We start from the raw sequence: 12736 nt of genomic DNA on the forward strand, positions 1-12736 counted from the left end.
GCTGATTATCGGGTGCGCGGCACCACTTTCGGACGGGACCGCACCACCTCCGCCTTGGTCCCGCGGTCCTCCCCCTCGGGGCCCTTCTCGCCCACCGGCATCGCCGTCATCGGCACGCCGCTGCCCGGCCCGGCCGCGCTCGCCGTCGCCGCGGTCGCCGGCGCCCCGGCGGCCACACCCGACATCGCCGGTGCGGGGACGTAAGCCGGCATCGATCCCTGCCACGCCGCGGGCACCGACATAGCCCCGACGAAGCGCGCGCTCCCGAGGCCCGCCGACGCGACGCCGAGGGCGCCGAGGCCTCCGCCGGTCAACGGTTGCAGGTCGGACAGCAGGCTGTGCGCGCTGTGCGGCGCCTCCGCGGTCACGTTGGTGGTACTGAGCATTACCGGAGCCGGCGCCGCCGCGGGCGTGACCGCCGCCGGCCCCGTGGTTTGGGCCAGCGCCACCATGGGCGGCATCAGCGCACTTGCCGGATACATTCCGGCCTGGGCCACCGTCGTCAAGGTCGCCACCGGCGTCGACGTCATCAACGACGTGAGCGACGAGACGGCGGGCGAGAGCGCCATGAAGACCGACTGCAGCTGCGAGGCGAACGCGGTCCCCAGCGACGACAGGCCCTGGAAAAACTGTGACGCCAAGGTCAGGGGCGCGGTCACCAGGTCGGCCAGGCCCGCCAGGCCCGAGGACGCTGCGCCGGCGCCGAGACCCGCGGGCGGCGCGGTGAACGCCGGCAACGTCTCCACCAGCGTTTGGGCCCCCGCGTGATAGCCCGCCATCGCGGCCACATCCTGCGCCCACATCTCGACGTACTCGAGTTCGGTCTGCGCGATCGCCGCGGTGTTCTGGCCGAAGAAGTTGGTCGCGATCAGGATGAGCAGCCGGGCACGATTTGCCAGCACGGCCGGCAGCGGCACCGTCGCGACCAGCGCCCCCTCGAACGCCAGCGCCGCCAGCCGGGCCCGGATCGCCGCCACCTCCGCCTCCGCCGCGGCGATCAGCAGCCATTGCACGTAGGGCGCCGCGGCGGCCGTCATCGACACCGACGACGGGCCCATCCAGGCCCCCGCCGCCAGATCCGTCACCACGGTGTTGAACGAGGACGCCGAGGATGACAGCTCAACCGCCAATCCGTCCCAGGCCGAGGCCGCCTCGAATAGAGGTCCAGAACCGGGGCCACCGACTATCAAGGCCGAGTTGATTTCCGGAGGGAAGAACAGAAACGCGGGAATCATTCACACCCCAACCGACCGAGTCAACGGCTCCAGCAACAAGCGGCCCGACATCCGCCCGCGGCTCAACTAGCTATCTACTTATGCCCCAGAGCAGATCCTAAGGCACCACCACCGACGCGACCCGATTTTTAAGCAAACCTTATTTCGCAAATGCGACGCGGTGACCGCGCAGCATTCACTCGCACGCGAGTAGGCCAGACGTGCACCGACGCAACGGGACCCGGTTTACCGCCTCGAAGCCGGGCCGGCGATTAGCAGCCTTTGAGCCGTGCCGCCAGATAATCGGACACCGTGTTCATCGCGACGCGCTCCTGGGTCATGTCATCGCGCCGGCGCACCGTCACGGCGTTGTCCTCGAGTGAGTCGAAATCCACCGTCACGCAGAACGGCGTGCCGATCTCGTCCTGTCGCCGATAGCGGCGCCCGATCGCGCCGGCGTCGTCGAAATCGATATTCCAAAATTGGCGCAGTTCGGCGGCCAGATCGCGGGCCTTGGGACTCAGGTCGGTGTGGCGGGACAGCGGGAGCACGGCCGCCTTGACCGGAGCCAGCCGCGGGTCCAGCCGCAGAACGGTGCGTTTTTCCATCGCGCCCTTGGCGTTCGGGGCCTCGTCCTCGACGTAGGCGTCGATCAGGAAGGCCATGAACGACCGCGTCAATCCGGCCGCCGGTTCGATGACATACGGGATGTAGCGCGCGTCGGTGGCCTGGTCGTAAAACGACAGGTCGACGCCGGAATGCTTGGAATGCGTCGCCAAGTCGAAATCGGTACGGTTGGCGACGCCCTCCAGCTCACCCCACGGGTTACCGGCGAAGCCGAATTTGTACTCGATGTCGACGGTGCGATCGGAGTAGTGCGACAGTTTGTCGGCCGGGTGTTCAAACAACCGCAGGTTCTCCGGATCGATACCCAACTCGACATACCATTGCAGCCGGGTGTCGATCCAATACTGATGCCATTCCTTGGCGGTCGAGGGTTCGACGAAGAACTCCATTTCCATTTGCTCGAACTCGCGTGTGCGGAAAATGAAGTTGCCCGGGGTGATCTCGTTGCGAAAACTCTTGCCTATCTGGCCGATACCGAAGGGCGGCTTCTTGCGGGCGGTCGTCACCACGTTGGCGAAGTTGACGAAGATGCCCTGCGCGGTCTCCGGCCGCAGATAGTGCAGGCCCTCCTCGGTCTCGATGGGGCCCAGGTAGGTCTTGAGCATCATGTTGAATTCGCGGGGCTCGGTCCACTGGCCGGGCTCGCCGGTGTCCGGGTCGCGAATGTCGGCCAGCCCGCCCGGCGGCGGGTGACCGTGCTTGGCCTCGTAGGCCTCGATGAGATGGTCGGCGCGGTAGCGCTTATGGGTGATCAGCGACTCGACCAGCGGGTCATGGAAGACCTCGACGTGGCCGGAGGCCACCCACACCTGCCGCGGCAGGATGATCGACGAATCCAGGCCGACGACGTCGTCGCGTCCGCTGACCACCGCGCGCCACCATTGGCGTTTGATGTTCTCTTTGAACTCCACACCCAACGGGCCGTAGTCCCACGCCGAGCGGGTTCCGCCGTAGATCTCCCCCGCGGGAAAGACGAAGCCGCGCCGCTTGGCCAGGTTCACTACGGTGTCGATGACGGACGCCACGGGGCGGTGCACTCCCTTTCCGGGGTTGGGTGGGCGCGCTTAGCGGCCGGCCGCCGCGCGCAGAGCATCAGTCATGGTAGCGATCGGCCCCGCGGTCTTTGACATGCGTCATCATGCATGTGACAGTGGAGGCAGCCGATACGGCGGATACTTTCCCACTACCTGGCACTTCTCGAGGTGATGCCGCTCCCATGATGTCCCCCTCACGCTCTGCCTCGATGCCGCCCGCCACCGACGGCGACATGGGAACGGACCTCGACGCGGTCGCCCACGACCACGGCGCACTCGGCGCCGGCGGGCACTCCGGACCGGCCGATTACCCCGTCCCGCCGCCGCGGGACATCCTCGATGCCGCGGGCGAGTTGTTGCGGGCGCTGGCGGCACCGGTGCGCATCGCCATCGTGCTGCAGTTGCGCGAGTCGCATCGCTGCGTGCACGAGCTGGTGGACGCGCTCGGCGTGCCCCAGCCGCTGGTGAGCCAGCATCTGAAAATCCTGAAGGCGGCGGGCGTGGTGGCCGGCGAGCGGTCCGGGCGCGAGGTGCTGTACCGCCTGGCCGATCATCACCTCGCGCACATCGTGGTCGACGCCGTCGCGCACGCGAGCGAGGAGCCGCACCAATGACAGGAGCGAGCGTCCGCTCGACCCGTCAGCGCGCGGCGATCTCGACGCTGTTGGAGACACTCGACGAATTCCGCTCGGCGCAGGATCTGCACGACGAGCTGCGCCGGCGCGGCGAGAACATCGGGCTGACCACCGTCTACCGGACGCTGCAGTCGATGGCCGCGGCGGGAATGATCGACACGCTGCGCACCGACACCGGCGAGTCGGTCTACCGACGGTGTTCGGAGCACCATCACCACCACTTGGTCTGCCGCAGTTGCGGATCCACAATCGAGGTGGGCGATCACGAGGTCGAGGAATGGGCGACGGCCGTGGCCGCCAAGCATGGCTTCTCCGACGTCAGCCACACCATCGAAATCTTTGGCACCTGTTCGGAGTGCAGGGCCTGACCGTTACACTGTCAGCGTGCGGCGTATCTGGGCTCCGCTGTCCAGTACCAGCAGGATCAAGGTCCGTAGGGCCTCATCGGTGAGGCCGGCACCGGGAAAGTTGTAGCGCAGCATCACGTCGGCGCTTTTGGCCGCGCCCTTGCCCGAATTGCGCTGCACGGCTTTGTCATTGACCTTCTCGATCAGGCTGACGCTGCCGAAGTTGCTGTCGCGCGCCTGCTTGGCGACTTGGTCACTGATCTTTTTGGTCAGCGGCAGGTCCCACGCCAATATCTGGGTGAGCGACACCAGGTCGAGGCCTTCGGCGATGTTCACCACCCGCAGCGATGCGATGGTGCCGTCGTGGTGGACCGTCAGCGCGCCGTCGGACTCCTCCTGCAGCGCAAGGACATCGCCGAGGATCGACGCCAGACGCGCCTGCAGTGATGGCACTATGCGCTCCCGAACCGACGATTGCGCGAGGCGTATTCCTCGCAGGCGGCCCACAAGTCGCGGCGGTCGTAGTCGGGCCACAGCTTGTCCTGGAAGACATACTCGGCGTACGCCGCCTGCCACAGCATGAAATTGCTGGACCGATGCTCCCCCGAGGTCCGCAAGAACAGATCCACGTCGGGGATGTCGGGCCGCTGCAGATGATTCGCCACCGTCGACTCGGTGATGCGCTCCGGGTTCAGCCGGCCAGCGGCGGCCAGTCGTGCGATTTCCTTTGTGGCATCGGCTATTTCCGCGCGGCCACCGTAGTTCACGCAGTAGTTGACGGTGATGACGTCGTTGTCCTTGGTCATGTCTTCCGCGATCGCCAATTCATTGATCACGCTGCGCCACAGGCGGGGCCGCGAACCGACCCACCGGATCTTGACCCCTATCGCCTTCAGGTTCACCCGGCGCATGCGCACCACATCGCGGTTGAAGCCCATCAGGAAGCGGACCTCTTCGGGCGAACGCTTCCAGTTCTCGGTCGAGAAGGCATAGAGGCTCAGCCACTTGATCCCGATTTCGATTGCGCCACAGACGATGTCGATGACGACGGCCTCCCCCGCGCGATGGCCGTCGGTTCGGGTCAGCCCCTGCTGGGTGGCCCAACGGCCGTTGCCGTCCATGACGATGGCCACATGATTGGGCAGCCGGTCGGCCTCGATCCTGGGCGCGGCCGCCTTCGAGACGTGCTGCGGCGGCCGGGATGGGCCACCGTCGGCGGATGGCGGCAGTTCCGGAAAAGCGACGGGCCAGGTCGACTTGTCGGGGAAGACCGGATAGTCGTCGGGCGCGGGGGGCAGCTGCGGGAAACCGCGGTTTGTCACGTGCGCCCCACCGGCCTCGGCGTGGGCGTAGGTGTCTTGTGCCCGCCTTCGAGCGACAGCAGGAGATGCCCTGCGTTTGTCGCTCGGGGGCGGGCACAACACATGGCGACTGACGCAGTCGCGGGCGTGACGAATGTGATCACCGCCCGTCAGCCCTCCCGTTAGCCACAGTCCATATCCTGCCCGATCAGCGTCGCGCGCTGATCGGCGATGGTGCGGTCGACGTGATACGACCGCTCCACGAGCGGCAACGTCTTGAGCTGCCGCTCCAAATGCCATTGCAGGTGCGCCGCCACCAGACCGCTGACGTAGTTGCGGTGCGACTGCGGCGTCTTTTCGGCGAAGTCCCAATCTCCGTCGTGCAGTGCCGACATCAGGTCCACCACCCCCGGCGGCGGCGTCGTCGAACCGGCCGGGCGGCAGTGTGTGCAGACGCTGCCGCCGGCGCCGACGTGGAACGCACGATGGGGACCGGGCGTGGCGCAGCGGGCGCACTCATTCAGCGCCGGCGCCCATCCGGCGATGCCCATCGCCCGCAGCAGGTAGGCGTCCAGCAGGAGATCCCGGGACCGGCGGCCGTCGGCGACCGCGCGCAGGGCGCTCACCGTGAGCCCGTGCAGGGCCGGGGCGGGTGCCCGCTCCTCACCGGCGAGGCGTTCGGCAGTTTCCAGCATGGCGCACCCGCAGGTGTAGCGGCCGTAGTCGCTGACGATGTCGGTGGCGAACGCGTCGATCGAGACGACCTGGGTGACGATGTCGAGGTTGCGGCCGGGATGTAGTTGCGCGTCGATGTGCGCGAACGGCTCCAGCCGCGCGCCGAATTTGCTGCGGGTGCGACGCACGCCCTTGGCCACCGCGCGGACCAGCCCGTGATCACGGGTCAGCAGGGTCACGATTCGGTCGGCTTCGCCGAGCTTGTGCTGGCGCAGCACAACAGCTCGGTCTCGGTATAGCCGCATCCCCATAGTTTTGCACCCCGCCGCGACATTGCGGGTATCCGCGCCGTTAGTCTCGTACCCCGTGATTGGCGCTTCTGGGTCGGGCTTCGGGGCCCTTTCCGGCCCGGGTTCCGCATCCGGCCGCCGGCGCCTGCCCACGCTGACCGACCTGCTCTATCAGCTGGCCAGCCGCTCGGTGACGTCCACCACACTGGTGGGTCGCTCGCTGCACGCCATCCACACCAGCCAGCCCACCCTCAACGCCTTCCGGGTGGTGCTCACCGAATCGGCGCTGGCCGACGCGGCCGAGGCCGACCGGCGTCGCGCGGCCGGGGACACCGCCCCGCTGCTGGGGATTCCGATCGCCGTCAAGGACGACGTCGACGTCGCCGGCGTGCCCACCGCGTTCGGCACCGAGGGGTCGGTCGCGCCGGCGACGCACGACGCTGAGGTGGTGCGCCGCCTCAAAGCCGCCGGCGCGGTGATCGTCGGCAAGACCAACACCTGCGAACTCGGCCAGTGGCCGTTCACCAGCGGGCCCGGTTTCGGGCACACCCGCAATCCCTGGTCGCGGCGGCACACCCCGGGCGGATCGTCGGGTGGCAGCGCCGCGGCGGTGGCCGCGGGCCTGGTCACGGCCGCCATCGGGTCCGACGGCGCCGGCAGTATCCGCATCCCCGCCGCGTGGACGCACCTGGTGGGCATCAAGCCGCAGCGCGGCCGGATCTCGACCTGGCCGCTGCCGGAGGCGTTCAACGGCATCACGGTCAACGGCGTGCTGGCCCGCACGGTGGCCGACGCGGCGTTGGTGCTCGACGCCGCGTCCGGCAATGTCGAGGGCGATCGGCACAAACCGCCCGCGCTCACCGCCTCCGACTACGTCGGGAAGGCACCCGGCCCGCTGAACATCGCGCTGTCAACCCGGTTCCCCTACACCGGTTTCCGGCCCAAGCTGCATCCGGAGATCCTGGCGGCGACGCGCGCCGTGGGCAACCAGCTCGAACTGCTGGGTCACACCGTGGTGCCCGGCAACCCCGACTACGGCATGCGGTTGTCGTGGGACTTTCTCGCCCGGTCCACCGCGGGTCTGCGCGATTGGGAGGAGCGCTTGGGCGACGGCGTCGCGCTGGACCCACGCACCCTGTCCAACCTGCGCATGGGAGCCGCCCTGGGGCAGGCGATCCTGCGCAGCGCGCGCCGTCACGAGACGGCCGACCAGCGCCGGGTGGGCTCGATCTTCGACATCGTCGACGTGGTGCTGGCGCCGACCACCGCCCAACCCCCGCCGCTGGCGCGCGCCTTCGACCGGTTGAGCAGCTTCGGCACCGACCGGGCGATGATCGCGGCCTGCCCACTCACGTTCCCGTGGAACGTCCTGGGTTGGCCGTCCATCAACGTCCCCGCGGGCTTCACGTCGGACGGCCTGCCCATCGGAGTGCAGCTGATGGGCCCGGCGAACAGCGAGGGCATGCTGATTTCGCTGGCCGCCGAGCTGGAAGCTGTGTGCGGATGGGCGAGCAAGCAGCCCCAGCCCTGGTGGAATCAGGCCCAGGACACGCCGCCGGCGCCCGCCCCCGGCGGCTGACGCACCGGCCGCGCGTTCCGCCGTCTGGGCAGGTCGGGGCGGTGAATTTCCTGCTGACAACGCGGGTACACGTTCGGCATGGACCAATCCGAAGCCCCACTGCTCGATGCGCTGGCCGACTATCGCGCAAAGAACCGATACGGGTTTACGCCGCCGGGCCACCGGCAGGGCCGCGGCACCGACGATCGGGTCCTCGCGGTCCTGGGCCGCGAGCCTTTCCTCGACGACGTGCTGGCCAGCGGCGGCTTGGACGACCGCAGGACCAGCAACAAATACCTGAAGCGCGCCGAAGACCTGATGGCCCACGCCGTGGGTGCGGACACCGCCTGGTTCTCCACCTGCGGCAGTTCTTTGTCGGTGCGGGCCGCGATGATGGCCGTGGCCGGCGGCGAGGGCAGCCTGCTGGTCAGCCGGGACAGCCACAAGTCGATCGTGGCGGGGCTGATCTTCTCCGGCGTGCAGCCGCGGTGGATCACCCCTCGCTGGGACGCCGAGCACCACTTTTCCCATCCGCCCTCACCGGAGCAGGTCGAAGAGGCGTGGGACAAGCATCCCGAGGCCGCGGGTGCCCTCGTCGTCAGCCCCAGCCCGTACGGCACCTGCGCCGACATCGCCGGGATCGCCGAGGTATGCCATCGGCGCGGAAAGCCGTTGATCATCGACGAGGCGTGGGGCGCGCACCTGCCGTTTCATGAGGACCTCCCGACCTGGGCGATGGACGCCGGCGCGGACCTCTGCGTGGTCAGCGTGCACAAGATGGGCGCCGGTTTCGAGCAGGGTTCGGTGTTTCATCTGCAGGGTGATCTGATCGATCAGGACCGCCTGTCGGCCTGCGCGGATCAGTTGATGACCACCAGCCCCAGCGTCCTGCTGTACGCGGCCATGGATGGATGGCGTCGGCAGATGGTGGAGCGCGGGCATGAATTGCTCGATGCCGCACTCGATTTGACCCGACGCGTGCGCGAGGAGCTCGAACTCATCCCCGATGTGGAGGTGCTCGACGACGAATTGCTCGGCGCGCAGGCCTCCCACGACCTGGATCGGATGCAGGTCTTGATCGATGTATCGGCAACGGGCACATCGGGTTATCAGGCCGCCGACTGGCTGCGGGAGCACGCGCACATCGATGTGGGCATGAGCGACCACCGCCGCATCCTGGCCACCCTGTCGATGGCCGACGACAAGGAGACCTTGGGACGCCTCACCGACGCGCTGCGCGCGTGGCGGACCGCCGCCGATGACTTCGAACCGGCGCCGCGCATCGCGCTGCCGTCGCCCGAGGAGCTGCAATTGGAGTCCGTCGAGTTGCCGCGCGACGCGTTTTTCGGGCGGGTGGAGGCGGTGCCCAGCGACAGCGCGGCCGGGCGCATCGCCGCCGAGCAGATCACCCCCTATCCCCCGGGCATTCCCGCCGTCGTGCCCGGTGAGTGCCTCAATGATGCTGTGCTGGAATATCTGTGCTCGGGCGTCAAGGCCGGCATGAATCTGCCCGACGCGGCGGATCCGTCGCTGAACACCATCCGGGTCCTCGCCACGTGAGGCCGCTGCGCTCGTCCAGGCGTTAAAAGCCCAGTCGGCCAAGCTGTTTGGGGTCGCTCTGCCAGTTCTTGGCGACCTTGACGCGGAGGTCGAGGTACACCTTGGTGCCCAGCAGCTTCTCAATCTGGGCGCGCGCGGCGGTGCCGACGTCGCGCAGCCGGGCGCCGCCCTTGCCGATGATGATGCCCTTCTGGCTGTCGCGTTCGACGTAGAGCAGCGCGTGCACGTCGATCAGGTCGTCGCGGTCTTCCCGCGGGTTGACCTCGTCGATGACCACGGCCAACGAATGGGGAAGCTCGTCGCGCACCCCCTCCAGCGCCGCCTCACGGATGAGCTCGGCCATCAAGACCTCTTCGGGTTCGTCGGTCAGTTCCCCGTCGGGATAGTAGGCCGGGCCGGGGGGCAGCGCCGCGGCCAGCACCTCGATCAGGACGCCCACCTGCGTCCCGGCCACCGCCGACACCGGGACGATCTCGGCCGAGTCGCCGACCAGCTCGCTGACCGCGACCAACTGCGCGGCGACCCTGTCCTTGGGGGTCTTGTCGATCTTGGTGACGATGGCGACCAGCGTCGCCTTGGGTGCGGTCGCCCGAATCTGCTCGACGATCCACCGGTCCCCCGGCCCGATCGCCTCGTCGGCGGGGATGCACAGCCCGATCACGTCGACCTCGGCGTAGGTGTCGCGCACCAGGTCGTTGAGCCGTTTGCCCAGCAGGGTGCGGGGACGGTGCAGACCCGGGGTGTCGACGAGAATGATCTGGAAGTCGTCCCGGTGCACGATCCCGCGGATGGTGTGCCGGGTGGTCTGCGGACGCTTCGAGGTGATCGCGACCTTGGTGCCGACGAGCGCGTTGGTCAGGGTCGACTTCCCGGTATTGGGTCGGCCGACCAAACATACGAAGCCGGAACGGAATTCAGTCATGCTGCGGGGATTCCTCGCCGTCGGGTGTGCCATCGGATTCGACGGGACTGAGCAGGACGGTGCCGATGCGTACTCGCCCCCGGTGATCGGTGCCGCCTTCGGCATGCAGCCGCAACCCGTGCGAAATGACCTCGGCACCCGGCAGCGGCACCCGGCCCAGTTCCAAGGCGAGCAGGCCGCCCACGGTGTCGACGTCGAGGTCGTCGTCGAACTCCACACCGTAGAGTTCGCCGAGGTCTTCGATCGGCAGTCGCGCCGAGACCCGAAAATGTTTGTCGCCCAGGTCTTCTACCGGCGCCGTTTCCGCCTGGTCGTACTCGTCGGCGATCTCACCGACGATTTCTTCCAGCACGTCTTCGATGCTGACCAGGCCGGCGATCGCGCCGTACTCGTCGACGAGCAGAGCCATATGGTTGCGGTCGCGCTGCATCTCGCGCAGCAGGGCGTCCAAGGGCTTGGAGTCGGGCACGAAGACCGCGGGCCGCATCACCCGTGCGACCGGCGTGGTCCGCCCGCCACCACCCGACAAAAACGTCTGCTGGACAAGGTCTTTCAAGTACACAACGCCGACGATGTCGTCGACGTTCTCGCCGATCACCGGGATGCGGGAGTGACCGCTGCGCACCGCGAGGTTGATCGCCTGGCTGGCGAATTTGTCGCTCTCGATCCAGATCATCTCGGTGCGCGGGACCATGACCTCGCGCGCGGGGGTGTCGCCGAGTTCGAAGACCGACTGGATCATCCGGCGCTCCTCGGCGGCGACCACGCCGCGCTGCTGGGCCAGGTCGACGACCTCGCGCAGCTCGATCTCCGAGGCGAACGGCCCGTTCCTCAATCCCCGCCCCGGGGTGACCGCGTTACCCAGCACCACCAGCAGCCGGCTGATCGGCATCAACAACCACGAGATCGCTTGCAGCGGAAGCACCGTCGTCAAGGCGATGGAATAGGCGTTTTGACGGCCGAGGGTGCGTGGGCCCACTCCCATCACGACGAAGCTGGTCACCACCATGATGGCCGCCGCGCCGAACAGGCCCCACTTCAGTCCGAAGTTGTCATAGAGGAACACCACCAACAGCACGGTCGCGGTGATTTCGCAGGTGATCCGCAGCAGCACAACGAGGTTGATGTAGCGGGGACGTTCCGACATCACCCTGGACAGCGCGACCGCGCCGGGCCGCTCGTCGCGCACCATCTCCTGGACGCGAGCCAGCGACACCGTGCTGATGGCCGCGTCGATCGCGGCGAAAAGCCCGCCCAGCGCGATCAACGCGACCGCACCGAGCAGCTCGGACCAGCCGGTCAACGGCCACACCTCGGCTTGGCCACTGACTCCCCTATGGCTTCGCTAGGACTCAGCGGCGTCGTCCTCGCTGCGGTTGCGGCGATTGAGGAGCCAGGCGACCAGGCCCACCACCACGGCGAACCCACCGAAGCGCAGCGCCATGGTCCAGGCGGATTGGTGGGGCTGGCCGGGCTCCTGGTGGTGAACGGCGAGCAGCACCAGAAAGCCGCCGTCGTCGGTGAGGCCGACGCCCGGCGTCGGCTGGGTCTTGATCACCCGGATCTGTGCGGGAGCGCTGCTGGAGTTGTCGATCTGCCCCCAGGCCAGGGTGGAGTCGTCGAGCAGGAACGTGTCCTGGCTGCCCGCGGGTTGGCTGCCGTCGTGACCCACGATCGCCACGTGGCCCACCTCCACGGTCTCGCCTTTGGCGGGAACCGACACGACGACGCTCTCGTACAGCTTCGGGGGCGCCGGCGGCTTGTAGTCCGGTGGCGGCGGCCCGTTGTACCCGTTGAGCGGTATCGAGCCCCCGCCGTAGAAGCTGCCTGAGGCCACAAAGCTGTCGCCGACCGCGGTGAAGGGGATGACGCCGACGGTCGTGGCGTCGAGCACCATCCGCGCCCCGCGCGGGAGGTACAGCTGCTGGTAGGCGCCGTTATAGAAGTAGCGGAACGTCATCGCCTGATCGAGCGGGTTGTACAGCGTCGGGCGGCGATAGGCGTCGTCGTAGTCGATGTACTCCCAGTGGCGCGGCCGGACGAACCGGTGCTCGTCGACCTTGAGGATGTCGACGTTCTGCCGGTGGGAATTCACCACGTTCTGCACCTGCTGGTTGAAGTCCACCTCGGTCGGCGGCTTCGGCGGGTTGGCGGGGTCGGCGCGGGTCACCGGCGCGGCCTTGGCCGCCGCGATCGCCAGCGAGGGCGCGTCCAACCCTCGCGGCGGCGCCACCACCGGGGCGTTTCGCGGCGCATCGGGGCCCGGCGGATTGATCTCCAGCACCGGGACGGTGTTTTGCCCCGAGTTCGGCGGCGGAAGGACCACGGGTTTCTGCACCGGCGGCGGGGCCGGCGGCGGCTCGTAGACCGGGATGGGCACTTCCGGAACCGGTGTCGGCGCGTTGCTCGGCGGTCCCTGGACACCGCGCTTGTCCTCGTTGCAGACGTTCGCCGTGTGATAGGCGTTCACGTAGAACATGCAGCGCTGGCAGGACACGGGGTTCGAGCCCGCCCCGGCGCAGGGAGCCGCCTGCGCGACCGTGCCGGGGACGGCGACGATCATCGAGATCGGC

12 protein-coding genes are annotated in these 12736 nt (G+C 68.1%); 4 read left to right on the top strand and 8 right to left on the bottom strand.

What is annotated here, in order from left to right:
* Positions 1-5: 5 nt before the first annotated feature.
* Complete coding sequence (locus tag ACZ50Z_RS11220; RefSeq protein WP_464483612.1) at positions 6-1235, bottom strand: PPE family protein; 1230 nt, start codon at positions 1233-1235, stop codon at positions 6-8.
* A 251-nt stretch (positions 1236-1486) separates the two neighbouring features.
* Positions 1487-2878, bottom strand: a complete 1392-nt coding sequence (locus ACZ50Z_RS11225) for a glycine--tRNA ligase (RefSeq protein WP_464483613.1) — start codon at positions 2876-2878, stop codon at positions 1487-1489.
* Positions 2879-3108: 230 nt separating this feature from the next.
* On the opposite strand from ACZ50Z_RS11225, the gene ACZ50Z_RS11230 reads away from it, so the two are divergent.
* The gene (locus ACZ50Z_RS11230; RefSeq protein WP_464486189.1) at positions 3109-3489 is read left to right on the top strand and encodes an ArsR/SmtB family transcription factor; all 381 of its coding nucleotides are present in this window, start codon (positions 3109-3111) and stop codon (positions 3487-3489) included.
* Positions 3486-3878: a Fur family transcriptional regulator gene (locus ACZ50Z_RS11235; protein WP_464483614.1), complete on the top strand. Its 393-nt coding sequence runs from the start codon at positions 3486-3488 to the stop codon at positions 3876-3878. Before ACZ50Z_RS11230 ends, ACZ50Z_RS11235 begins: the two co-directional genes overlap by 4 nt.
* Positions 3879-3881: 3 nt before the next feature.
* On the opposite strand, the gene ACZ50Z_RS11240 is transcribed toward ACZ50Z_RS11235, so the two are convergent.
* The 3 genes from ACZ50Z_RS11240 to recO form a co-directional block, all read right to left on the bottom strand.
* Positions 3882-4310 (bottom strand): hypothetical protein, encoded by a 429-nt coding sequence (locus tag ACZ50Z_RS11240; protein ID WP_464483615.1) that lies wholly within the window; start codon positions 4308-4310, stop codon positions 3882-3884.
* Entirely contained in the window at positions 4310-5179 is an 870-nt protein-coding gene (locus ACZ50Z_RS11245) for a decaprenyl diphosphate synthase (protein ID WP_464483616.1), read from the bottom strand. The genes ACZ50Z_RS11240 and ACZ50Z_RS11245 overlap by 1 nt, the downstream gene beginning before the upstream one ends.
* Before the next feature lie 161 nt (positions 5180-5340).
* A complete protein-coding gene (gene recO, locus ACZ50Z_RS11250) occupies positions 5341-6138 on the bottom strand; it encodes a DNA repair protein RecO (protein ID WP_464483617.1) in 798 nt (265 codons plus the stop codon).
* A gap of 61 nt (positions 6139-6199) precedes the next feature.
* Between recO and ACZ50Z_RS11255 the strand changes: the two genes are divergently transcribed.
* Positions 6200-7702: an amidase gene (locus tag ACZ50Z_RS11255; protein ID WP_464483618.1), complete on the top strand. Its 1503-nt coding sequence runs from the start codon at positions 6200-6202 to the stop codon at positions 7700-7702.
* Positions 7703-7780: 78 nt separating this feature from the next.
* Complete coding sequence (locus tag ACZ50Z_RS11260) at positions 7781-9241, top strand: aminotransferase class I/II-fold pyridoxal phosphate-dependent enzyme (protein ID WP_464483619.1); 1461 nt, start codon at positions 7781-7783, stop codon at positions 9239-9241.
* A gap of 22 nt (positions 9242-9263) precedes the next feature.
* Here the strand turns inward: ACZ50Z_RS11260 and era are convergent, their stop codons facing one another.
* The 3 genes from era to ACZ50Z_RS11275 are packed head-to-tail and all read right to left on the bottom strand — an operon-like array spanning position 9264 to position 12726.
* The gene (era, locus tag ACZ50Z_RS11265; protein WP_464483620.1) at positions 9264-10163 is read right to left on the bottom strand and encodes a GTPase Era; all 900 of its coding nucleotides are present in this window, start codon (positions 10161-10163) and stop codon (positions 9264-9266) included.
* The gene (locus ACZ50Z_RS11270; RefSeq protein ID WP_464483621.1) at positions 10156-11466 is read right to left on the bottom strand and encodes a hemolysin family protein; all 1311 of its coding nucleotides are present in this window, start codon (positions 11464-11466) and stop codon (positions 10156-10158) included. The genes era and ACZ50Z_RS11270 overlap by 8 nt, the downstream gene beginning before the upstream one ends.
* 42 nt (positions 11467-11508) lie before the next feature.
* The gene (locus ACZ50Z_RS11275; RefSeq protein ID WP_464486190.1) at positions 11509-12726 is read right to left on the bottom strand and encodes a hypothetical protein; all 1218 of its coding nucleotides are present in this window, start codon (positions 12724-12726) and stop codon (positions 11509-11511) included.
* Positions 12727-12736 lie beyond the last annotated feature (10 nt).

The sequence above is a fragment of the Mycobacterium sp. NTMscope_MAC_269 genome, from assembly GCF_976985695.1.